The sequence below is a fragment of the Lysinibacillus sp. BF-4 genome, from assembly GCF_000743635.1.
Classification (GTDB): Bacteria; Bacillota; Bacilli; order Bacillales_A; family Planococcaceae; genus Metalysinibacillus; species Metalysinibacillus saudimassiliensis.
Genome location: NZ_JPUW01000014.1, coordinates 29219 through 51200, shown reverse-complemented (window position 1 = coordinate 51200; position 21982 = coordinate 29219). Strand labels below are relative to the sequence as shown.

Genomic DNA, 21982 nt, shown 5'->3' with positions numbered 1-21982 from the left:
ACTTTAACCAATAAGTGTAAGGGTTTTTGTTGTTTAATTATATTGTTAAATAATAAATAATTCACCTTAGCTAGTTTTAATTATGCAGTATAGTGTTGGCATAGTTAAATATAATTGTTATTTTTACAAAAATCTTCTTTTATGTTTGCGATAAAGTTACTATACATAACAATAAAGTACTATTTTGAAAATGAGACAAGCGCCTTAATATATATTCGCTAAACGGTAAGTCAGTATGCTATTATAGGCTTAGGTCTAGTAAAATTTCTGAAAGAGTGACGATATTTTATGACACAAATTACTGTCCATCGTATCCTACCGATGGCAAAGCGTTTTTTAGCAAAAGTGGTTGCATCAGGCGATGCAGTTATTGATGCTACGGCTGGCAATGGCAATGAAACTCGCTATTTAGCAGAGCTTGTAGGCGATGCAGGCTGTGTGTATGCTTTCGATGTCCAACAAGAGGCATTAGCAGCAACTGCACAAAAATTAGGTCCACTACAATCACGTGTAAAATTGATTCATGACGGGCATGAGAATGTCCTGCAATATGTAAAACACCCTATCGCAGCAGCAACCTTTAATTTAGGTTATTTGCCCTATACCGATACGGGTATTACGACGAAGGCACAAACAACTATACAAGCAATTAACGCAATATTGCAATCATTAAAGTGTGGCGGCATTATTACGGTTTCCGTATATGAAGGACATGACGGCGGAGCGGAGTCTAGCGCGCTACTAGCAGCACTCAGTCAACTTGAACAATCGGTAGTGCATGTAGCGAGGTATGAGTTAATTAATCAACGAAATAATGCACCTTATTTACTTTTACTTGAAAAGCTAAAGTAAGGAAAAAATGCACGCAATGCTTATTTACAGTAGCTTAATAATGGGGATGTATACTAAGCTTTGCGACAGAGAAAGGCAGGAATGTACATGGCGATAAATAGTGGCATCAAGCAAACTAAAAAATTACAAGAAGTGTTGGCAGCAACTTCTTTAGAAAATACGCTTATTATTAGCGAAGAAGGCTATATCCAATTTCAAAGTGAATCTATTTTGCAAAATTACGGTTATGAGCCAGGTAGCATGATAAATAAAAGTATTTTTTCATATATTAAACAAAAAGATCAGTTGTACGTAGCACAAGCTTTACAAAACTTGCTTAGTAAAGAGATTAACGAAATTAAGGGAGATACAACGATGCGGGATGCGAGTGACCGTAAGCGTTATATTTACTATGTAGCAAGGCGCTTCAATCGCCATATTATATGGAGTTTTTTTGATGTTACTAGCATGAAGAAAAAACATAAGCAACAACTTGAGGCAGTGTATATTGATGATTTAACGCAAATTCCTAATATTAAGGGTTTTGAACGTTATGTAACAAATCTTATGAAGCGTCATAATGAGCAGCCTTTCACAGTATTTAAAATTGATATTAATGATTTGAAAATTGTTAATGATATGTTGGGACGCGACGTTGGTGACCAAGTATTAGTCAATGTAGTAAAACGTGTAGAGAGCCTACTTGGTGAGCGTATTACCTTTTTTGCACGACTTGAAGAGGATGCGTTTGGTATTGTAGTACGCCGCTTGGCAGACGTGGCAGAAGTTGAAGCATTAGGCAAGGAGTTATTGCGTTGTATTAATGGGCAAGTATTAATACAAGAGTACCAGCTAGTAATTAGCATTAGTGTAGGTGCGAGCTTTTATCCTGAAGCAGGTAAAACCTATAAACAGGTTATGCTATCCACCTCACAAGCTTTACAAATTGCACGCCAAAAGGAAGATTTTCAGCTCGAGGTATACACTCCTTTTGCGAGTGAAAAAGCGTACCGTATGTTTACCCTACGCAATGAATTATTACGTGCAATTGAGGAGGAGCAATTTACGCTGTACTACCAACCAATTGTATGTGCTAAAACAACACAAATTATTTCGGCAGAAGCTTTAATTCGTTGGGTACATCCCGAATGGAACATTATCCCGCCCAATGAATTTATCCCAGCATTAGAAGAAACAGGGCTCATTATTCCCGTGGGAGAGTGGATTGTACGTCAAGTATGTCGACAGCTAGCGGAGTGGCATAAGGCGGGGCACGAAATCCGAGCTTCATTAAATATGTCGGCTGTACAATTATTTAATGAAGAGATTGTAGCTGTTGTACGCGAGGAGCTTTTACTATCAGGTGTTGCGCCAGCCTACTTAACGATTGAAATTACCGAAACGATCGAAATTACAAAGAAAAGTATTTTCTTAAAAACAGTGGAGGACTTACGCGCGTTAGGTGTAAATATTTCACTTGATGATTTTGGTGCGGGTTATTCTTCTTTTTCTAAAATTTTAGACTTAAAGCCGCATGTGTTAAAGCTTGACCGTTCAATGATTAATGATATTGAAACGGATTATACGAGCTTTGAGGTGACAACAGCACTAGTATCGTTAGCACATCGTTTAAATATGCAAGTTGTAGCAGAAGGTATCGAAACCGCAACGCAGCAAAAATTAACGGCCGATGTCGGCTGTGATTTATTGCAAGGTTATTTATTTAGCCGACCAATTCCAAGCGCAGAGTTTTTAAGCTTGCTGTTTACGCACGAGCCGTTGACACCGCAGTAAAACTTTCTTATAATTGCGTGTATAAAGTAAAAACATTGACGAAGAAAGTACGTATTGCCCGGGCGTTGTAGAGAGAGGTTTCTTGGCTGTAAAAACCTTACGCAAGCATTACCGAAAGCTACTTCCGAGTTGCAAGCTTAAACTTGCCGTAAAACTACGTTACAGTAACTAAGAGACAGCTAACGCTGTAAATTAGGGTGGTACCGCGACTAATCCTCGTCCCTTTACATAGGGGCGGGGTTTTTTTGTGAACAAAACCTTAGGAGGAACCTATATGAAAGCAGCAGACATTCGTAAGTTATATTTAGACTTTTTCGTTGAAAAGGGACACCAAATCGAGCCATCAGCACCACTTGTGCCAATTGATGATGCTTCGTTATTATGGATTAACTCAGGTGTAGCAACATTAAAAAAATATTTTGATGGTCGCGTAACACCTGACAACCCTCGCATTACCAATGCACAAAAATCAATTCGTACCAACGATATTGAAAACGTTGGTAAAACAGCGCGTCACCATACATTCTTTGAAATGCTAGGTAACTTCTCAATTGGGGATTACTTTAAAAAAGAAGCGATTCATTATGCGTGGGAATTTTTAACGGATAAAAAATGGATGGGCTTTGACCCAGAAAAACTATCAATTACTGTACATCCTGAAGATCAAGAGGCTTATGATGTGTGGAAAAATGAAATTGGCATTCCTGAAGAACGTTTAATCCGTCTAGAGGGTAACTTCTGGGATATTGGTGAAGGTCCATCAGGTCCAAACTCGGAGATTTTTTATGACCGCGGTGAGAGCTACGGTGCTGACCTTACAGATCCAGAGCTTTACCCAGGTGGCGAAAATGAACGCTACCTTGAAATCTGGAATCTTGTATTCTCACAATTTAACCACAATCCAGATGGTACGTACACGCCACTACCAAAGCAAAATATTGATACAGGTATGGGCCTAGAGCGTATGGCATCTGTTGTACAAGATGTGCCAACTAACTTTGATACAGATTTATTTATGCCAATCATTGAGCAAGTGGAAAAAATCTCGGGTAAAAAATACCGTGAGACAGATGAGCAAGATGTAGCATTTAAAGTAATCGCTGACCATATCCGTACAGTAGCGTTTGCGATTGGTGACGGTGCGTTACCATCAAACGAAGGACGCGGCTATGTATTACGTCGTTTATTACGTCGTGCAGTACGCTATGCAAAACAACTAGGTATCGAAAAACCATTTATGTTTGATTTAGTGCCAACTGTAGGCGCAATTATGGTTGACTTCTACCCAGAGGTAACAGAAAAAGAAGCCTTTATCCAACGCGTAATTAAAAATGAAGAAGACCGCTTCCACGAGACATTAGATGGCGGTTTAGCTATTTTTAATGATGTAGTAAAAGCACAAAAAGAAGCAGGACACAACTTCATCCCAGGTGAAGATGCATTCCGCTTATATGATACGTATGGCTTCCCTGTAGAGTTAACAGAGGAGTATGCAGAAGAAGTAGGCATGACAGTTGACCACGAAGGTTTTGATAAAGCGATGGAGGCACAACGTACGCGTGCACGTGCAGCGCGTCAAGATGTGGACTCAATGCAAGTGCAATCTGAGGTGCTAGCTAACTTAACAGTGGCAAGTGAATTTGTAGGTTATGACACGCTACATGCGGAAACAACAGTAGCCGCTATTGTAGCAAATGGTGAACAAGCAACTGTAGCATCAGAAGGCGATGAGGTACTTGTTATTTTAGCAACAACACCATTTTATGCAGAGTCAGGTGGTCAAATTGCCGATGAGGGTACGATTGCTAATGATGGCTTTACAGCACAAGTGAAAGACGTTAAAAAAGCACCGCATGGTCAAAACTTACACACGGTAGTGATTACAAGTGGCGAAATGCATGTAGGCGATGCTGTAACAGCTACGGTAGACCGTACAGCGCGTAATAAAACAGTGAAAAACCATACGGCAACCCACTTATTACAACGTGCCTTAAAAGATGTATTAGGTGAGCACGTTAACCAAGCAGGTTCTTACGTTGGTCCTGACCGTTTACGTTTTGACTTCTCACATTTCGGTCCTGTTACAAAAGAAGAACAAGAAAAAATCGAACGTATTGTAAACGAAAAAATTTGGGATGACATCGAGCTTGTGATTGCCAATAAAGCAATTGACGAAGCTAAAGCGATGGGTGCAATGGCATTATTCGGCGAAAAATACGGCGATATTGTACGTGTTGTAGCTGTTGATGATTATTCTATCGAGCTTTGTGGTGGTGTACACGTAGCACGCACGTCTGAAATTGGTATGTTTAAAATTGTTTCAGAGGGCGGTATTGGTGCAGGTACACGTCGTATTGAGGCAGTAACAGGTAAAGGTGCATACGAGGCAGCTAAAGAAGAGCAACATGTTTTAGAGCAGGCAGCGCAATTATTAAAAGCAAAAGCAACAAAAGACGTGGCAACACGTGTGACAGCAGTACAAGCTGAGTTAAAAGAAGCACAGCGTGAAAACGAAGCATTATCGCAAAAAATTGCCAATGCTCAAGCAGGTGCAATTGTAGACGCAGCCCAAAAAATTGGTGAGGTTACCGTTCTTGCCACACAAGTAGAGGCTAAAGATAATGGTCAACTTCGTCAAATGATGGATGATTTAAAGGCTAAAATGTCTAATGCAGTTATCGTACTTGGTGCAGTAGCTGACGGTAAAGTTATGCTTTGTGCGGGTGTTTCGAAAGAATTAGCGGGCAAAGATTACCATGCTGGTAACATTGTTAAACAAGTAGCAGAAGCTTGTGGAGGTAAAGGCGGCGGTCGTCCTGATATGGCAATGGCTGGTGCAAAAGATGCGGCTGCTTTACCTAACGCATTACAATCTGTTTACGAATACGTCAAATCTATTTAATTAAAAACAGTAATCGAGTATACTAAGAGGAAAGGTGCTATTGTAGCACCCCCTTCTGAAAGCGAGGTGCTGGATATGAATAAGTTTGATCAAACGATGAAGTTTAGTTTTCCAGATGAGTCGATGGCGCAAGAAGTACAGCAAGTTATGCTACAGGTGCATAATTCACTAGAAGAAAAGGGGTACAACCCGATTAACCAAATAGTAGGGTACTTACTTTCAGGTGATCCGGCGTACATCCCTCGCCACCAAGATGCACGAAACTTAATTCGTAAACTAGAACGCGACGAGATTTTAGAAGAACTCGTTAAGTTTTATATTAGAGAAAATAACGAGGCGAAAAAATGAAGGCAATGGGATTAGATGTCGGTACAAAAACAGTAGGCGTAGCAATTAGCGACGCATTTGGCTGGACAGCACAAGGCATCGAAACGATTAAAATCAACGAAGAAAAGGGCGAATTTGGCATTGCACGTATTGCAGAATTAGTAAAACAGCATAACGTAACAAGCTTTGTCGTAGGGTACCCAAAGAACATGAATAACACAATTGGCCCGCGCGGGGAGGCTTCTGAGGCATATAAAGCCCTTTTAGAAGAAACTTTCGCACTACCTGTGGTATTATGGGACGAGCGTTTAACAACGATGGCAGCGGAGCGCGTTTTAATCGACGCGGACGTGAGTCGTAAAAAGCGTAAACAAGTTATTGATAAGATGGCAGCTGTAATGATTTTACAGGGTTATCTTGATAGCAAAAATTAGAAAAAGAGGTGTCCAATAATGGAACATGGTGAACAACACATCACAGTAATCGACGACAACGGCGATGAGCATTTATGCGAGGTAATGTACACATTTGATTCAGAGAAACATAATAAATCATATGTACTTTACTACCTAGTAGGCAGCGAGGACGAAGAAGGCAACATCGAAATCCATGCCTCTTCATTCACACCATCAGAAGGCGACGAGGGCGGCGATTTACAGCCTATCGAAACTGAAGACGAGTGGGAAATGATTGAAGAAGTTTTAAACACATTACAAGATGAGTTTGAAGACGAAGAATAGTTCAATCTACATGAAGCGACCCTTAGCGGTCGCTTCTTTTTTTGTAACTAAATGAGGGAAATGGCGTCTATAATAAATGCAATTGTTTACTGTTTCGATTTTTAGTATGATAACTAGGTAGTAGTAAGGGGGAAATTTCGTGTTAGATGAAGATAAACGCAAAAAAATGCATGACACCATGCAAGCGAAACAAGAAGAGGTGAAGTTTGTGCGAAATATTGTAGGCAAAATAGCACTAGGCATTATTGTCATATGCTTACTTGTTGTCGGCGGTGGCTATTTATACGTAAAGAGTGCGTTAAAACCTGTAGACCCAAGCGCCACAGAAAAAATTCAAGTCGAAATCCCAATTGGTTCAGGACTATCACTTATTGCGAATGAGCTAGCAGATAAGGGCGTTATTAAGAGCGCTAAAATTTTTAAATACTATACGAAATTTAAAAATGAATCAAGCTTTCAAGCAGGCACGTATGGTTTAACGCAGGCGATGACATTAGACGAAATTATCGAGAGTTTAAAAACAGGTACAATTTACCGCGAGCCTATTTTTAAAATGACGGTGCCAGAGGGCTTAACGCTCGACCAAATCGGTGCAGTTGTAGCCAAACATACGGACTTTACAGCAAAACAATTTATGGACGTTGTAACGAGTGATACCTTTGTCGAAAAAATGAAGGCAACCTATCCAGAACTAGTAACAGATGCTGTAGATGGCGAAAACATTCGTTATAAACTAGAAGGCTATTTATATCCTGCAACCTACCCAATTTTTGACGAAAATCCAACCGTTGAAGGTATTGCTGAAACAATGATTAGCACAATGAATGATACCGTTATGCAATATAAAGGGTTAATGCAAGAGCGCGAAATGACACCGCATGAACTATTAACATTTGCATCATTACTAGAGAAGGAAGCTACCGCACAAACAGACCGCGAAACAATTGCGAGTGTATTTTATAACCGTATTGGCGCAGATATGCCACTACAAACTGACCCAACGGTATTATATTCACTAGGTGAGCATAAGGACGTTGTGTTGTATAAAGATTTAGAGGTAGACAACCCATATAACACCTATAAAAATAAAGGGCTAACACCAGGACCAATTGCGGCACCTGGCGATGTATCAATTCAAGCAACATTAAATCCAACATCAACAGAGTATTTCTACTTCTTAGCAGATAAAGACGGGGTTAACCATTTTGCAAAAACCTACGAGGAACATCAAGCAAATGAGAAGAAATATATTCCACAATAAGTAAGGCTTAGGGTAAGCGTACAGGCAACTTGTCAGTACGCTTCCTTTCGTGTTACGATAAGCAATGATTTTCAGTAGCTAATAAATTTAGTCAGCGAGTGCGTACTCGCTGTTTTTTGATAATGAGGTGTCAAATTTATGGAGTTGTCAGATGCATATATTAATTCATTTGTGCAACCGCGTAGCGCGCTCTTGCAAGAGATGGAGCAATACGCCGAGGCCAACCATGTGCCAATTATGCAACTTGCGGCAATTGATGCATTAAATCAATTATTACGCATTCAAAAGCCAGCAAGGATTTTGGAGATTGGCACAGCTATTGGTTATTCAGCAATACGCATGGCAGAGGCACTGCCTACTGTCGAAATCGTTACCATTGAACGAGATGCGCCCCGTATTGAAGCGGCTAAGGCGTTTTTAGCGCGTTCAGAGGTAGGTAATCGCATTACTTTAATTGAGGGTGATGCGCTAGAGGTAGACGTACCGCAGGCGAGTTATGATGCTATTTTTATTGATGCAGCAAAAGGACAGTACCAGCGCTTTTTCGAAAAATACGAGGCGCTCGTGCCATCAGGCGGTGTGCTTTATATTGATAATATGTATATGCATGGCTTGTCGGATTTAGCTTTAAAGGACGTCCCGCGCCGTAAACGTACAATGATACGTAATTTAAAAAATTTTACAGACTGGATCACGGCGCACCCGGATTATACGAGTGCATTTTTACCCGTTGGTGATGGTTTATTATTATGTTTGAAGAGGTGACCAAATTGAAAAAACCAGAATTACTTGTAACACCAAAATCAGTCGCGCATATCGAAGCGTTACTTGAAGCAGGTGCAGATGCATTTGTAGTAGGTGAACAAATGTTTGGGCTACGCTTAGCAGGTGAATTTACTGTAGCTCAAATTAAAGAGGCAACAGCGCTTGTACATGCGGCTGGCAAAAAAATTTATGTAGCAGTTAACGCATTATTCCATAATGAATTAATCGAAGCACTTGACGCTTATATGGTAGAAGTAGCTAAACTTGAGGTCGATGGCTTTATATACGGAGACCCGGCTGTGATTATGGCATGTCGCGAAAATGATATTACCATTCCATTACATTGGAACCCAGAAACAACAGCAACGAACTGGTTCACAGCAAACTATTGGGGCGAGCGTGGCGCAAACCGTGCTGTTTTAGCGCGCGAGCTTTCTATGGATGAAGTTGTTGAAATTAAAGAGAATGCTAACGTAGCGATTGAGGTGCAAGTACATGGTATGACGTGTATGTTCCAATCAAAGCGCCCGTTACTAGGCCATTACTTCCTTTACCAAGATAAGGTGATGGAAGTCGAAAATCGCCAAGAGGACCGTAATATGTTTTTACATGACGATGAGCGTAATAATAAATACCCAATTTATGAAGATGCAAATGGCACGCATATCTTTAGCCCAAATGACATGTGTATTATTGATGAAATTGACGAGCTAATGGATGCAGAAATTGACGCCTTTAAAATTGATGGCGTATTACAAACAGCTGATTATATTACACAGGTGACGGCACTATACCGCAAAGCAATTGATGCGTATGTAGACGGCACGTATGATGATATGCGCGACGAGCTTCAACAAGCCGTAGAGGAAATCCAACCGGCACACCGTCCGCTTGATACAGGCTTTATCTTTAAGGAAACAGTTTACTAAGGGGGTAAGTAAAGTGGCACTAGCTTTACAACAAAATGATAAAATTCGCTCACTCGTTGATGGAAAACGCGTGATTACGAAAAAGCCAGAGTTACTTGCACCAGCAGGTAGTCTTGAAAAATTAAAAGTAGCGGTACACTACGGTGCAGACGCAGTGTTTATTGGAGGTCGCGAGTTTGGTTTACGCTCAAATGCGGATAATTTCTCAATTGAGGATATGCGCGAAGGTGTAGAATTTGCGAACAAATACAATGCTAAAATTTATGTAACAACAAATATTTTTGCCCATAACGAAAATATGGATGGTTTAATTGAGTACTTACAAGCAATTGAAGGTGCTGGCGTTACGGGTATTATCGTAGCTGACCCACTCATTATCGAAACATGTCGCAAACATGCACCAAAATTAGAAATCCATCTATCAACACAGCAATCCCTATCTAACTGGAAAGCTGTGAAGTATTGGAAGGATGAAGGTTTACACCGCGTCGTACTTGCACGTGAAGTAGGCGGCGAAGAAATGCGCCTAATGAAAGAAAAAGTTGATATTGAAATTGAAGCCTTCATTCACGGGGCAATGTGCATTGCTTACTCAGGTCGCTGTGTACTATCTAACCATATGACAGCACGTGACTCTAACCGTGGTGGTTGCTGTCAATCATGTCGTTGGGATTATGATTTATATGAGTTAGAAGATGGCGAAGAAAAAGCATTATATGAAGAAAACCATGAGCCATTTGCTATGAGCCCAAAAGATTTAAAACTAGTTGAGGCCATTCCACATATGATTGAGCTTGGCATTGATTCACTTAAAATTGAAGGGCGTATGAAGTCAATTCACTACGTAGCAACAGTTGTATCAGTATACCGTAAAGTTATTGATGCCTACTGTGCAGACCCTGATAACTTTAAAATTAAGCGCGAATGGTTAGAAGAACTAGATAAATGTGCTAACCGTGAAGCAGCGGAGGCATTTTTCCATGATGCACCAGGTCATGAGGAGCAAATGTTTGGCGAGCATGGACGTAAAACAAAATACGAATTTGTTGGTCGCGTTGTAGCCTATGACGAAACTACACAAATGGTGACATTAGAACAACGTAATTACTTTAAGCCAGGCGATGAAGTAGAGTTCTTCGGTCCAGAAATCGCAAACTTCCGCGTAGTAATTGATGAGGTATTTGATGAGGACGGCGTATCACTTGATGCAGCACGCCACCCATTACAAATTGTTACTTTTAAATGTGAGCACAAGCTCTACCCAGAAAACATGATGCGTAAGGAGAATGCTTGATGAAACCTATCGTCATCGGTATTGCGGGCGGTTCTTGCTCAGGTAAAACAACAGTAACACAAACGATTAAGCAAACGTTTCATAATCAATCTGTCGTTGTTATTGAGCAAGATTATTACTATAAAGATCAATCACATTTAACGTTTGATGAGCGTTTAAAAACTAATTATGATCACCCGTCAGCTTTTGATAATGACTTACTTATCACGCACTTAGAGACGCTGCTTAAGCGCGAGCCAATTGATAAGCCAATTTATGATTACGTTAAGCACACGCGTGCCGAAAACGTGGAACATATTGCGCCAGCTGACGTTATAATCGTCGAAGGTATGCTTATTTTAGATGACGAACGCCTACGCAACATTATGGATATGAAAATATTTGTGGATACAGATTCGGATTTACGTATTATTCGTCGTATTTTACGCGATATTAAAGAGCGTGGACGCACAACGGACTCTGTTATTGAGCAATATTTAACGACTGTCCGTACAAGTCACATTCATTTTATTGAGCCTACTAAACGTTTTGCGGACATCATTTTGCCAGAAGGTGGCGAAAATGTTGTAGCAATTGATTTGTTAATTACAAAAATTAATACAATTTTAGCAAAGTAACACTTTAGTGCAATAAAGATTGACAAATGCGACAAGCTGTATTATGCTAATGCAAATATTGGAAGCATACGTATGTAAAATTCGATTAGCGCAGGCGCTAATCGAGTTTTATGTTTATGTAGCGTATCTAATAGTTTTATGAAGGTATTTACGAAGGAGTGGAACACGTTGTCAAACGAAAAAACTTACCCAATGACTGAAGCGGGGAAACGCAAGTTAGAAGAAGAATTAGAATACTTAATTACCGAAAAGCGTAAAGAAGTAGTTGAACGTATTAAAGTAGCGCGTAGCTTCGGTGACTTATCGGAGAACTCAGAGTACGATTCAGCTAAGGAAGACCAAGCATTCGTAGAAGGTCGTATCTCGACATTAGAGTCAATGATTCGTAACGCTGTTATCATCAACGAAGATGAATCAAACAATGGAACAGTGTCACTTGGGAAAACGGTTACATTTGTTGAAATCGTGGATGGCAAAGCGTCAGACTTTGAAGAAACATATACAATCGTAGGTTCAGCAGAGGCAGACCCATTAGAGGGCTTAATCTCAAATGACTCACCAATTGCTAAAGGCTTAATCGGCAAAGAAGTAAATGCAACGGTTAAGATTCAAACACCAGGCGGCGAGATGGACGTACGCATTCTTACTATTAAATAATTGTCAGGAGCTGTCGTAATACGGCAGCTTCTTTTTTGTAGGCAAAAGTCGCCAAACGATGGTAAACTATTGCGAGAGGTGTTGACAGATGACCGAAGAAAAACAACAGCGCAGAAATCGTATGCCTTCTTCTGCAAAAAAACAAAGAGCCGATAAAATGCTAAATTACTTAATTGTTTTTATGGTTTTATTAATTTTAATTACCATTGCCATTATCGTAAAAAATGCGGGCGGCGAGCCAGAGCCTGCCAAAGAGCTAAATGAGCAACCAATTGAAACAGTGGATAAGCAACCCGTAAAAGAAAGTGATGAACAGGATGAGGTAGAGAAGGCCCCTATTAAAGAAAAAGAAGAAACACTAGTAGAGGGCGACCCGATTGTAGCATCCGTTATTGTAGACCCAGCATGGGAGCCAACGCCTACTACACAAACAGGTGAGCATGTGTCATTATATGTGGCTTCTACTGATTGGCAAGAGAAAATCGAAACATTGAGCCGCACAACAGGCCTTGCACATGATAATATGATTGTATTGCGTGTTGGCAATAATGGTGGCGCACAAAATGCGATTGGTGTTGTAACATCAGCAGACGGTACCGAAAAATATCGTGTGAGCATGGAGTGGGTTGATGAACAAGGTTGGTTACCAACCAAGCTAGAAAAGTTACACACCACAGAGGGTGCGTACTAAGGAGGATACAGCATGAAAATCGCAGTAATTGGTGCAATGGAAGAAGAAGTAGTTGCACTACGTGAAAGTTTACAAAATGCAGAAACTGTAACAATTGCAAATAGTGAGTATACAACAGGTACATACGACGGCAAAGACGTAGTATTACTAAAAAGTGGTATTGGTAAAGTAAATGCCGCAATGGGTACAACGATTTTATTACATCAATTTAAGCCAGACGTTGTCATTAACACAGGTTCAGCTGGCGGCTATGACGAAAACCTAGAAGTAGGTGCTATCGTTATTTCAGACGAAGTAGTACACCATGATGTAGACGCTACTATTTTCGGCTATGTATGGGGGCAAGTACCACAGATGCCAGCAACGTATAAAGCAGACGCTAAGCTTTGTGCTATCGCTCAGCAAGCTGTAGCAACTGTTGGTGAACATAATAGTGCAGTAGGTTTAATTGGTTCAGGTGACTCATTCATGTATGACCCAGCGCGTGTTGAAGATGTGCGCGCAAAACTACCAGCGCTTAAAGCGGTAGAGATGGAAGCAGCAGCTGTTGCACAAGTATGTCATCAGTTTAATGTACCATTTGTAGTGATTCGTGCCTTATCTGATATTGCAGGTAAAGAATCTAACCTAAGCTTTGACGAATTTTTACCAGTAGCTGCTAAGCACTCGACAGCAGTAGTACTAGAAGCTATTAAAAATTGCTAAAAAAAAGTGGTAGCGAGATTACTCGCTGCCACTTTTATTATGAAGCACCCAAAACTTCATGCCATAAGCAATCATCATACTGTAAATTAAGTGCGCAAATACCCACATGCCCCATGATGTTAAATCAAAAGGTGAAGGTGCTTCGCTAGTAAAACCACTTAAAAAATACAGTACAGCACTACCAATTGTAATTGGTAAAACATAGCTGAGTAAAGATAGCTCTACATGAAAGGCTTTTACAATGTAATATAAAACAATCGTACTAATAATACAGGTGCCAAAATGAAACAGTAAGCCAAGTGCCATATTGCCATTATAAGCACCAATAATAGGGATGTATTCAAAGTTGAATAATAAATCATACGCGCGACTAGTGTGTAAGAACTTAAACAGGTAGAGTACAGCAATAAGCATGAGACCACTAATAAAGCTTACAATTGTTATGCGAAAGATTTTATTCATGAAATAACCTCCTAAGTTAACCATTACCTTAACAGGTCATAACTAAACAAAAAAACTACGCTAGCAAAGTAGCGTAGTTAAAAATTATACTTTTTTCATGGTAAATGTACTAATCATTAAAAGTGCAAGAACAAGAACTAATGGGATATAAAAGCCTAGAGGTACAAAAGGTGCTAAAAAATAACTTACTGTTAAAATTGTACCTGCTGCTGTAATAGGTAGGCCAACAAAAGTACCGTTTGACTCTGAAATATTAAAGCGTGCAAGACGTAAAGCACCGCAAGTAATAAATAATACGGTTACAATCATACCTGCTGCACCTAAGTCATGTAGTAAATACTCATAAATTAGTATCGCTGGTGCTACACCGAATGATATAATATCACTCATTGAATCAAGTTGCTTACCAAGCTCAGATTGTTGGTTTAAGCGTCGTGCGACTTTACCGTCATAACGATCAAGTAAAGCGGCGATAAAAATGAATAGTACAGCGGAGCTATAATGCTCATTTAATGTTGCCATAATGGCTGCACCACCAAAAGATAAATTACATAGTGTAATAAAGTTTGCAATTTGAGATTTGGCTTTTTTTATTGTATTGTCCATAGCATGCGGAATATACATGATAGGTCACTCCTTTACAAGTGAAGTATTTTTTAATTATACTGCTAAAAGATTAAATTAGATAGTGAAAAAATGAGAAATAAGGGTGAAAACAAATGAAGCAAAAATTATACCAAACAATGATAGAACTGACAAATGGTAGAGGAACGTCGGCAATGTTAAAAACCTTTGCTACCTCTCGTATTAGTAGATACCTTATTCCAGGCTATACTAAACTTTACGCAATTAATACCCAAGAGGTTTCAAAAAGTTTACAACAATTTTCAACGCTACATGATTTCTTTACGCGTGAGCTAAAAGAGGAGGCGCGTCCTATTGCTTCTGCGGATGATATCATTGTAAGTCCCGTAGATGCAAAAATCGAATCTTTTGGTGCCATTACAGAAGGACAAAATTTTGTAGTAAAAGGTAAATCGTACCGTCTGGTGGATTTATTAGGCAAGGAAGCACGTGCCGAAGCGTATAAGGACGGACAGTATATTGTATTTTATTTAAGTCCTGCTGATTACCACCGCATGCATAGCCCGTTAGACGCTACTGTTTTACGCCAGTACACACTAGGGCAGCAATCTTACCCTGTTAATCAAGCAGGTTTAAGCTATGGCAAAAAGCCACTGTCACATAACTACCGTATGGTGACGCAATTACAACACAAAAAGATGCGCTGTGATTTTATTAAAGTTGGTGCAATGTTTGTCAATTCTATTGCATTAACAAATACAACAACAGCATGGTATAAGGGTGAAGAAGTCGGCTATTTTAGCTTTGGCTCAACGGTTGTTATGTTATTTGAGAAGGATAGCGTTGCTTTCACAGAAGATGTTGTAAAGAACCGTATGATTCGTGTGGGTGAAGCGTTCGCAACTATGCTATAATGAGTGCGACAAAGTTTAGAGTGAGGGGAATTACGTGTATAATTTTTTATTGCCAAAGCAATACGTCGAGACAATTTACGAAATTACACCAGAGTCATTAAAGGCTCAAGGGGTTAAGGGTGTTGTCACTGACTTAGATAATACGTTAATTGAATGGGATAGCCCATATGCAAATGATGATTTAGCTGCCTGGTTTGAAAGATTAGCTGAAGGTGGCATTCGTGTGATTATTGCTTCTAATAATAATGAAGCACGCGTGAAGGCTTTTGCTGAGCCTGTAGGGATTCCGTATATTTCACGCGCGAAAAAGCCATTAGGTAACGGTTTTTACTCAGCTATGATTCAACTTGGGCTACGACCACATGAGACAGCAATGGTGGGTGACCAGCTATTAACAGATATTATGGGTGGCAACCGCATGGGTATGCATACGATTTTAGTGCGCCCTGTTGCACAGTCAGATGGGCTTGTAACAAAGTTCAATCGCTTTGTTGAACGACGTGTATTTAATGATTTACGACGAAAAGGAAAACCAACTTGGGAGGACAAAAAATGAACGAAATGCCAACATGTATCGGTTGTGGCGCAACAATTCAAACAACAAATAAAGGTGAGGTAGGCTATGCACCCGCTTCATCATTAGATAAGGAGACCGTCATTTGTCAGCGTTGTTTTCGTTTGAAAAACTATAACGAAATCCAACCTGTGTCATTAACAGATGACGATTTTTTACGTATTTTAAACGGTTTAGGCACGCAAGACGGTCTAATTGTTAAAATCGTAGATATCTTTGACTTTAACGGGAGCTGGTTACCAGGTTACACCGCTTTGTAGGCAATAATCCTGTATTATTGATTGCCAATAAAGTTGATTTATTACCAAAATCAGTGAAGCCAGGTAAAGTAGTGCACTGGTTAAAACACGAAGCGGCAAAGCTTGGTCTTAAGCCAATCGACGTATTACTTGTGAGTGCACATAGCGGTCGCGGTATGGAAGACGCAATGAAAGCAATTGACCGCTACCGTAAAAAGCAAAACGTTTATGTCGTAGGTTGTACAAACGTAGGTAAATCAACATTTATTAACCGTATCATCAAACAAGCTACAGGTGAGGGCGAAGTTATTACAACATCACACTTCCCAGGCACAACGCTTGATATGATTGATATTCCTTTAGATGATGGTAGCGCAATGTTTGACACACCTGGTATTATTAATCATCACCAAATGGCACATTACCTTGATGCGAGCGAGCTTAAGTATATTATGCCGAAAAAAGAAATTAAGCCAAAAGTGTTCCAACAAAATCCTGAGCAAACTTTATTTGTTGGTGGCTTAGCACGTTTTGACTTCCTGCAAGGGATGCGCACAGCCTTTACGGTATATATGGCGAATGACTTACCAATTCACCGTACAAAACTTGAAAAGGCAGATGAACTGTATGCTAATCATAAAGGTAAAATGCTAGCACCACCATCTGAGCAATTTATTGACCAGTTGCCACCATTAGTACGTCATGAGTTTTCAATTAAAGAGGGGCGCACAGATATTGTGTTCTCTGGACTTGGTTGGATTACCGTACAAGACCCTAATGTAGTAATTGCAGCACACGCACCAAAAGGCGTGGAAGTATTTTTACGCCCTTCATTAATTTAAGGAGTGATTGACCATGAAAAAATGGTTCGCAGTTATTGGCGATCCTATCGCCCATTCTAAGTCACCTGAGATGCACAATGCGTGGTTCGCTGAGCTAGGCATTGATGCTACCTACATTCCCTTACACGTTACTGAAGAAAATTTAGCTACAGCTATTACAAGCTTACGTGTGCTTGGTAGTAGTGGCTTTAATGTGACCATTCCACATAAGGAAAAAATCATCCCATTACTCGATGAGTTGGACCCTTTAGCTAAAAAAATGGGCGCAGTTAATACAGTAGTACGCTTAGCGGATGGTCGCTTAAAAGGATATAACACCGATGGACTTGGCTTTTTGCGTTCACTTGAAATGGTAACAGGGCACAAGCCAAAGGCAAAAGTTGTGTTACTTGGTGCAGGCGGAGCGGCTAGAGGTATTGCATTTGCAATGGCACAAGCAGGCTATACCATAACGATTGCTAATCGTACCGTAGCGCGTGCACAGGCTATCATAGCAGAGTTAGGTAGTGGACAAGCTATTGCTTTAACAGATGTAGATGCGAGTGCGTATGATGTCATCATTCAAACTACATCGGCAGGGCTAAGCGCAGACTTTACATTACCAATTGATGTGACAAATTTGCGAAAAGAAGCATTTGTTGCTGATATTGTGTATAATCCACTCGTAACACCATTTTTGCAAGCGGCACAACACCAAGGTGCAACGATAATAAATGGCGTGGGTATGTTTGTTAATCAAGGGGCAATTGCCTTTACACATTGGCTTAACGAAACGCCAGATACAAAATCAATGATTGCTTCAATAGAAGAGCAATTAGGAGGAAACTAATTTTGATGTTAACAGGTAAACAAAAACGATTTTTACGTGCAGAGGCACATCATTTAACACCGATTTTCCAAGTAGGTAAAGGCGGCGTAAATGAAGCGATGCTAAAACAAATTAGCGAAGCACTAGAAGCACGTGAATTAATTAAAGTACGTATTTTAGACAACTGTGAGGACGAAAAGCATGAGGTAGCGGAAGCGCTAGCACGCGGTACACGCGCAGAGCTTGTTCAACTTATTGGTTTAACTGTCGTACTATATAAAGAGTCACGCAACAATAAACAAATCGTACTACCGAAAGTAGCGAAGAAGTAATGAAAAAGCGAATCGGGATTTTAGGTGGTACGTTTAACCCGCCCCACATTGGTCATTTAATGATGGCAAATGAGGCGCTTAATGCGTTGTCACTTGACGAGATTCGCTTTATGCCAAATGGTGTACCACCACATAAAGCTGTAGATATGCCCGTTAGTGATGCAGAGCGCCTTACTATGTTGTCAATTGCGACAGCGCCATATCCTTACTTTAAAGTAGAGCCTTATGAAATTAATAAGGGTGGTATTTCCTATACGGCTATTACAATGCGTGAGCTTACCAAACGTGAGCCAGAGGCAGCTTTTTATTTTATTATGGGCGGTGACATGATTGAGTCGTTGCACACATGGCATGATATAGGTACGCTAAATCAGCTTGTTACCTTTGTTGGCTTTGCACGACCACATACACAGGCACAAACCATTTATAATGTACAAATGGTAGACGCACCGCAATTCGATATTTCTTCAACCATGTTGCGTCGTCGCTTTAAAGAGGGACGGACGGTACAATTTTTAATACCAGAAGCGGTAGCAAATTATGTACGAGAGGAAGGATTATATGGAGCGACAACAACTACTAGCGGCCATTAAACCGCGCATGCCAGAGAAGCGCTACATTCATACACAAGGTGTAATGCATACAGCAATCGCTTTAGCAGAACGCTACGACGAAGACCCAAGTAAGGCAGAATCAGCGGCTATTTTGCATGATATGGCAAAATATGAGGACGTAGCGAAGATGGAAGACATCATTCGACGTGAAAACCTTGATTTATCCGTTATAGGGTGGGGCAGTGAGTTACTACATGGCCCAATTGCCGCCTACTATGCACAAACCCAGTTTGGCATTACCGATCAAGATGTGTTAAATGCCATCCACTACCATACGACAGGGCGCGCTGGTATGAGCAAGCTCGAAAAAATTATTTTCGTTGCTGATATGATTGAGCCCTCACGTAATTACCCAGGTGTTGAACGCCTGCGTAAAAAAGCACAAAAAAACTTAGATAAAGCAATGAGTGCATGTGTGCGCCATTCGTTACGATTTTTAATTGATACGAAGCAGCCGATTTTTCCACTGACACTTACTTGCTATAACGATATCATGAATGGAGAAAACAAATGAACTTATTACAAATCGCTTATAAAGCAGTAGATGACAAACATGCTGAGGACATCGTAGTACTTAATATGGAAGGTATTTCGTTTTTAGCTGACCAATTTATGGTTTGTCACGGTAATTCAGACCGTCAAGTACAGGCAATTGCACGTGAAGTAAAAGAGCAAGCTGAAAAAGCAGCTACACAGTACGCCGCATGGAAGGCTTTGACCAAGCACGTTGGGTATTAGTTGACCTTGGCGATGTAGTTGTTCACGTATTCCATAAAGATGAGCGTGGCTATTATAACTTAGAGCGCCTATGGGGAGATGCACCACTGCTTGAGGTAGCGCAGTGAGTAGCTACACACAATTTGCGTTAATCTACGACGAGCTACAACAAGATGTGCCGTATGATGATTATGCAGACTGGGTGCGACTAGTCGCACCACCCACAACAAATAAAGTGCTTGTTGATATTGGCTGTGGTACTGGTACCATGTTGCAACGTTTTCAAGCATTAGGCTATGAGGTAACGGGCGTAGATTTATCAGACGAAATGCTGATGGTCGCAAGTGAGCGCCTTCCTCATGTGCCACTTGTCTGTCAGTCTATGGATGAGCTAGAAGGTTTTACGGATGTGGATGTGATGACCATCGTGTTAGATTCACTTAACTATTTGCCAAGTGCAATGGCCGTACAAGCTACCTTTGAGCGCATTTATGCTAGCTTAGCGGCAGGCGGACATTTATTTTTTGATGTGCACAGCTTACTAAAGATGGAGATTTTCCTTGACTCGCCTTTTACGTATGATGATGGCAACATTGCATACATCTGGCATACCGAAGAAGGCGACGCACCTCACAGTATTGTGCATGATATGACATTCTTTGTAGCGGAGGGTGAGCATTACCGCCGCTTTGACGAAACGCACTATCAACAAACTTATGAGCCAATGCAGTATGTAGCATGGCTACAAGCAGCAGGCTTTACAGACATTACAGTAACTGCTGACTTTACAATGGATGCACCAACGGACGAAAGTGAACGCATTTTTATACACGCAAAAAAAGCTGATGCCTAAGTAGGTAGCAGCTTTTTTGCATATATGGCACAATGGGCAGCTGTTTAATGACAATCTGCGCTTTTTGTTGGTTGATTTTATCGGTTAACTTAGCGATTTGTGTAAAAGTCGTTGTCGATAAAAATGTATCAATTAGTATGACAGGGCACTGCGGTTGCAACGATGGTAGTAGCACATCTGTAATAATAAAATCAAATTCCTTCCTATCAATAAAGTTACGTATATCTTCCGCATCACAAGCGAGCGTTGGCAACAATGTTAGCTTACCGCTTAACTCACGATCAATAGACGTTGCTACGTAATGGCTAATTGCTACAGAACGCAATTTAATAAAAAGTGCATGGACGCGGGTGTGTTTTTGTACAAAGATATCGTCAAATAGTTCGTGATTCCCAATTTCATCAATCGCAACTATTGAACGATGCTTGCTCAAGAAGTAGGCGATAAAATCCAATGGACTTGAAAATCCAAAGCCAGGTAAGCTAGAACCAAAACCGGAGGAACCAACAACCCCAGAAAACCCTTCCGTAGAAATTCCGAACGAAAATCCAAATACAGAAAATGAACAGGCAAAACCTGAGTTACCAACGGTGCAACAACCGGATACGGATAACAAGGTAGAGCAACCGACAATTTCTGTACCTGTAAAAGAATTACCTAAAGCCGGTAACGACACAGCGGTAGAAAAATTACCACAAACAGATGGCGAAAGCACACTAGGCTTAATGCTTACAGGTTTCGCACTGATTGCGGCAAGTATTTTCCTATTTACACGTCGTAAACAAATGCAATAAAAGTAAAAACACCTTTTCACTCACGAAAGAATAGGCTATAGTAGGAGGTAACTCCATACGACGCCACTTTCGTAGGAAAGGGTGTTTTTTTCTATGCAGCAACTTTGGCAACAGTATGGCAAGTACGCACTTATTATTGGTGCGGTTAGCGTAGCACTTCTCTTTTATTTTACGCGCACTGAAGCGCAACAACCCGAACTACTCCCACTTACCCCAACCCTTGAAGAACCCAAAATAGAGCAACAACCAATTGAACCAGAGCCACCACAAGTTACGACTGTCCTTGTAGATGTTAAGGGTGCTGTTAAACAGCCAGGCGTTTACCCTTTAACAACAGAGGAGCGCATTATTGATGCTTTAACTATCGCAGGTGGTATTACGGATGAGGCTGATACTAAGCTCATTAATTATGCGCAAAAATTACAGGATGAAATGGTCATTTATATCCCCAAACAGGGCGAGGAGCCCCCACCCGAAGCTGTCGCGACACAAGCACAGCCTACATCTACAACCTCTCAAACAACAACCACTACCGTCAATTTAAACACAGCGGATGAAACGCAGCTCATGACAATCCCAGGCATTGGTCCAGCAAAAGCAGCAAGCATTATTAGTTACCGTACAGAGCAGGGCAACTTTACAACAATTGAAGACGTCAAAAAAATTAGCGGTATTGGTGACAAAACCTTTGAAAAATTAAAGGATTATATTAGTGTGAAATAATGCTACACTTAA

Annotated in this window: 26 protein-coding genes, 2 pseudogenes and 1 other annotated feature; of the genes and pseudogenes, 25 read left to right on the top strand and 3 right to left on the bottom strand. The window is 40.5% G+C overall.

Annotated elements, in window-relative coordinates; genetic code table 11:
- The first annotated feature begins 288 nt into the window (after window positions 1-288).
- The 14 genes from CH76_RS06770 (at window position 289) to mtnN (ending at window position 13513) form a co-directional block, all read left to right on the top strand.
- Window positions 289-852 carry a class I SAM-dependent methyltransferase gene (locus CH76_RS06770; protein ID WP_152553301.1) on the top strand — a complete coding sequence of 188 codons (564 nt, stop codon included), beginning with the start codon at window positions 289-291 and terminating at the stop codon, window positions 850-852.
- 87 nt (window positions 853-939) lie between these two features.
- Window positions 940-2625 (top strand): GGDEF domain-containing protein, encoded by a 1686-nt coding sequence (locus tag CH76_RS06765; RefSeq protein ID WP_036144526.1) that lies wholly within the window; start codon window positions 940-942, stop codon window positions 2623-2625.
- Window positions 2626-2651: 26 nt separating this feature from the next.
- Window positions 2652-2852, top strand: a binding site (T-box leader).
- 47 nt (window positions 2853-2899) lie between these two features.
- Complete coding sequence (gene alaS, locus CH76_RS06760; protein WP_036144523.1) at window positions 2900-5527, top strand: alanine--tRNA ligase; 2628 nt, start codon at window positions 2900-2902, stop codon at window positions 5525-5527.
- A gap of 75 nt (window positions 5528-5602) precedes the next feature.
- Complete coding sequence (locus CH76_RS06755) at window positions 5603-5875, top strand: IreB family regulatory phosphoprotein (protein WP_036144521.1); 273 nt, start codon at window positions 5603-5605, stop codon at window positions 5873-5875.
- Window positions 5872-6288, top strand: coding sequence for a Holliday junction resolvase RuvX (ruvX, locus tag CH76_RS06750; RefSeq protein ID WP_036144519.1), 417 nt, complete (start codon window positions 5872-5874; stop codon window positions 6286-6288). The genes CH76_RS06755 and ruvX overlap by 4 nt, the downstream gene beginning before the upstream one ends.
- 18 nt (window positions 6289-6306) lie before the next feature.
- Window positions 6307-6594: a DUF1292 domain-containing protein gene (locus CH76_RS06745; protein ID WP_036144517.1), complete on the top strand. Its 288-nt coding sequence runs from the start codon at window positions 6307-6309 to the stop codon at window positions 6592-6594.
- A gap of 166 nt (window positions 6595-6760) precedes the next feature.
- Window positions 6761-7855: an endolytic transglycosylase MltG gene (gene mltG / locus CH76_RS06740; RefSeq protein ID WP_200877339.1), complete on the top strand. Its 1095-nt coding sequence runs from the start codon at window positions 6761-6763 to the stop codon at window positions 7853-7855.
- A 138-nt stretch (window positions 7856-7993) separates the two neighbouring features.
- Window positions 7994-8620, top strand: a complete 627-nt coding sequence (locus tag CH76_RS06735) for an O-methyltransferase (RefSeq protein WP_036144513.1) — start codon at window positions 7994-7996, stop codon at window positions 8618-8620.
- 5 nt (window positions 8621-8625) lie between these two features.
- A complete protein-coding gene (locus tag CH76_RS06730; RefSeq protein WP_036144512.1) occupies window positions 8626-9549 on the top strand; it encodes a peptidase U32 family protein in 924 nt (307 codons plus the stop codon).
- A 13-nt stretch (window positions 9550-9562) separates the two neighbouring features.
- Window positions 9563-10843 (top strand): U32 family peptidase, encoded by a 1281-nt coding sequence (locus CH76_RS06725; RefSeq protein ID WP_036144510.1) that lies wholly within the window; start codon window positions 9563-9565, stop codon window positions 10841-10843.
- A complete protein-coding gene (gene udk, locus CH76_RS06720; protein WP_036144508.1) occupies window positions 10843-11460 on the top strand; it encodes a uridine kinase in 618 nt (205 codons plus the stop codon). Before CH76_RS06725 ends, udk begins: the two co-directional genes overlap by 1 nt.
- 168 nt (window positions 11461-11628) lie before the next feature.
- On the top strand, window positions 11629-12117 hold the full coding sequence (gene greA, locus CH76_RS06715) for a transcription elongation factor GreA (RefSeq protein ID WP_036144504.1): 489 nt from the start codon (window positions 11629-11631) through the stop codon (window positions 12115-12117).
- 88 nt (window positions 12118-12205) lie between these two features.
- The gene (locus tag CH76_RS06710) at window positions 12206-12808 is read left to right on the top strand and encodes a YrrS family protein (RefSeq protein ID WP_036144502.1); all 603 of its coding nucleotides are present in this window, start codon (window positions 12206-12208) and stop codon (window positions 12806-12808) included.
- Window positions 12809-12820: 12 nt separating this feature from the next.
- On the top strand, window positions 12821-13513 hold the full coding sequence (gene mtnN, locus CH76_RS06705) for a 5'-methylthioadenosine/S-adenosylhomocysteine nucleosidase (RefSeq protein ID WP_036144500.1): 693 nt from the start codon (window positions 12821-12823) through the stop codon (window positions 13511-13513).
- 18 nt (window positions 13514-13531) lie between these two features.
- Here the strand turns inward: mtnN and CH76_RS06700 are convergent, their stop codons facing one another.
- On the bottom strand, window positions 13532-13975 hold the full coding sequence (locus CH76_RS06700) for a hypothetical protein (RefSeq protein ID WP_036144498.1): 444 nt from the start codon (window positions 13973-13975) through the stop codon (window positions 13532-13534).
- An 84-nt stretch (window positions 13976-14059) separates the two neighbouring features.
- The gene (pssA, locus tag CH76_RS06695; protein ID WP_036144495.1) at window positions 14060-14599 is read right to left on the bottom strand and encodes a CDP-diacylglycerol--serine O-phosphatidyltransferase; all 540 of its coding nucleotides are present in this window, start codon (window positions 14597-14599) and stop codon (window positions 14060-14062) included.
- Between the two features lie 95 nt (window positions 14600-14694).
- Here pssA and CH76_RS06690 point away from each other — a divergent pair, with 95 nt between their 5' ends.
- From CH76_RS06690 to CH76_RS06650, 9 genes and pseudogenes are all read left to right on the top strand, one after another.
- Window positions 14695-15474 (top strand): phosphatidylserine decarboxylase, encoded by a 780-nt coding sequence (locus CH76_RS06690; RefSeq protein WP_036144493.1) that lies wholly within the window; start codon window positions 14695-14697, stop codon window positions 15472-15474.
- 34 nt (window positions 15475-15508) lie between these two features.
- Complete coding sequence (locus tag CH76_RS06685; protein ID WP_036144492.1) at window positions 15509-16030, top strand: YqeG family HAD IIIA-type phosphatase; 522 nt, start codon at window positions 15509-15511, stop codon at window positions 16028-16030.
- A pseudogene (gene yqeH, locus CH76_RS06680) lies at window positions 16027-17129 on the top strand (ribosome biogenesis GTPase YqeH). The gene CH76_RS06685 and the pseudogene yqeH overlap by 4 nt, the downstream one beginning before the upstream one ends.
- Window positions 17130-17142: 13 nt before the next feature.
- A complete protein-coding gene (gene aroE / locus CH76_RS06675; RefSeq protein WP_036144490.1) occupies window positions 17143-17958 on the top strand; it encodes a shikimate dehydrogenase in 816 nt (271 codons plus the stop codon).
- Between the two features lie 5 nt (window positions 17959-17963).
- Complete coding sequence (yhbY, locus tag CH76_RS06670; protein ID WP_036144538.1) at window positions 17964-18269, top strand: ribosome assembly RNA-binding protein YhbY; 306 nt, start codon at window positions 17964-17966, stop codon at window positions 18267-18269.
- The gene (locus CH76_RS06665; protein ID WP_036144488.1) at window positions 18269-18862 is read left to right on the top strand and encodes a nicotinate-nucleotide adenylyltransferase; all 594 of its coding nucleotides are present in this window, start codon (window positions 18269-18271) and stop codon (window positions 18860-18862) included. The genes yhbY and CH76_RS06665 overlap by 1 nt, the downstream gene beginning before the upstream one ends.
- The gene (gene yqeK, locus CH76_RS06660) at window positions 18831-19397 is read left to right on the top strand and encodes a bis(5'-nucleosyl)-tetraphosphatase (symmetrical) YqeK (RefSeq protein ID WP_036144487.1); all 567 of its coding nucleotides are present in this window, start codon (window positions 18831-18833) and stop codon (window positions 19395-19397) included. The genes CH76_RS06665 and yqeK overlap by 32 nt, the downstream gene beginning before the upstream one ends.
- Window positions 19394-19728 (top strand): annotated as a pseudogene (gene rsfS, locus CH76_RS06655) (ribosome silencing factor). The gene yqeK and the pseudogene rsfS overlap by 4 nt, the downstream one beginning before the upstream one ends.
- Entirely contained in the window at window positions 19725-20453 is a 729-nt protein-coding gene (locus CH76_RS06650; RefSeq protein ID WP_036144483.1) for a class I SAM-dependent methyltransferase, read from the top strand. Before rsfS ends, CH76_RS06650 begins: the two are co-directional and overlap by 4 nt.
- On the opposite strand, the gene CH76_RS06645 is transcribed toward CH76_RS06650, so the two are convergent.
- Window positions 20425-20907 (bottom strand): hypothetical protein, encoded by a 483-nt coding sequence (locus CH76_RS06645; RefSeq protein WP_036144481.1) that lies wholly within the window; start codon window positions 20905-20907, stop codon window positions 20425-20427. The two genes, CH76_RS06650 and CH76_RS06645, sit on opposite strands and share 29 nt — an antisense overlap.
- A 136-nt stretch (window positions 20908-21043) precedes the next feature.
- Here CH76_RS06645 and CH76_RS13905 point away from each other — a divergent pair, with 136 nt between their 5' ends.
- Both CH76_RS13905 and CH76_RS06635 read left to right on the top strand, forming a co-directional pair.
- Window positions 21044-21247 (top strand): LPXTG cell wall anchor domain-containing protein, encoded by a 204-nt coding sequence (locus CH76_RS13905; protein WP_036144479.1) that lies wholly within the window; start codon window positions 21044-21046, stop codon window positions 21245-21247.
- Between the two features lie 93 nt (window positions 21248-21340).
- Window positions 21341-21970 carry a helix-hairpin-helix domain-containing protein gene (locus CH76_RS06635; RefSeq protein WP_036144535.1) on the top strand — a complete coding sequence of 210 codons (630 nt, stop codon included), beginning with the start codon at window positions 21341-21343 and terminating at the stop codon, window positions 21968-21970.
- Window positions 21971-21982: the final 12 nt, after the last annotated feature.

Bases quoted from the DNA above. Each gene is read 5' to 3' on its own strand.
- CH76_RS06770 (WP_152553301.1), top strand. From the start codon at position 289: ATGACACAAATTACTGTCCATCGTATCCTACCGATGGCAAAGCGTTTT.
- CH76_RS06765 (WP_036144526.1), top strand. From the start codon at position 940: ATGGCGATAAATAGTGGCATCAAGCAAACTAAAAAATTACAAGAAGTG.
- alaS (WP_036144523.1), top strand. From the start codon at position 2,900: ATGAAAGCAGCAGACATTCGTAAGTTATATTTAGACTTTTTCGTTGAA.
- CH76_RS06755 (WP_036144521.1), top strand. From the start codon at position 5,603: ATGAATAAGTTTGATCAAACGATGAAGTTTAGTTTTCCAGATGAGTCG.
- ruvX (WP_036144519.1), top strand. From the start codon at position 5,872: ATGAAGGCAATGGGATTAGATGTCGGTACAAAAACAGTAGGCGTAGCA.
- CH76_RS06745 (WP_036144517.1), top strand. From the start codon at position 6,307: ATGGAACATGGTGAACAACACATCACAGTAATCGACGACAACGGCGAT.
- mltG (WP_200877339.1), top strand. From the start codon at position 6,761: ATGCATGACACCATGCAAGCGAAACAAGAAGAGGTGAAGTTTGTGCGA.
- CH76_RS06735 (WP_036144513.1), top strand. From the start codon at position 7,994: ATGGAGTTGTCAGATGCATATATTAATTCATTTGTGCAACCGCGTAGC.
- udk (WP_036144508.1), top strand. From the start codon at position 10,843: ATGAAACCTATCGTCATCGGTATTGCGGGCGGTTCTTGCTCAGGTAAA.
- CH76_RS06710 (WP_036144502.1), top strand. From the start codon at position 12,206: ATGACCGAAGAAAAACAACAGCGCAGAAATCGTATGCCTTCTTCTGCA.
- mtnN (WP_036144500.1), top strand. From the start codon at position 12,821: ATGAAAATCGCAGTAATTGGTGCAATGGAAGAAGAAGTAGTTGCACTA.
- CH76_RS06700 (WP_036144498.1), bottom strand. From the start codon at position 13,975: ATGAATAAAATCTTTCGCATAACAATTGTAAGCTTTATTAGTGGTCTC.
- pssA (WP_036144495.1), bottom strand. From the start codon at position 14,599: ATGTATATTCCGCATGCTATGGACAATACAATAAAAAAAGCCAAATCT.
- CH76_RS06690 (WP_036144493.1), top strand. From the start codon at position 14,695: ATGAAGCAAAAATTATACCAAACAATGATAGAACTGACAAATGGTAGA.
- aroE (WP_036144490.1), top strand. From the start codon at position 17,143: ATGAAAAAATGGTTCGCAGTTATTGGCGATCCTATCGCCCATTCTAAG.
- yhbY (WP_036144538.1), top strand. From the start codon at position 17,964: ATGTTAACAGGTAAACAAAAACGATTTTTACGTGCAGAGGCACATCAT.
- CH76_RS06665 (WP_036144488.1), top strand. From the start codon at position 18,269: ATGAAAAAGCGAATCGGGATTTTAGGTGGTACGTTTAACCCGCCCCAC.
- yqeK (WP_036144487.1), top strand. From the start codon at position 18,831: ATGGAGCGACAACAACTACTAGCGGCCATTAAACCGCGCATGCCAGAG.
- CH76_RS06635 (WP_036144535.1), top strand. From the start codon at position 21,341: ATGCAGCAACTTTGGCAACAGTATGGCAAGTACGCACTTATTATTGGT.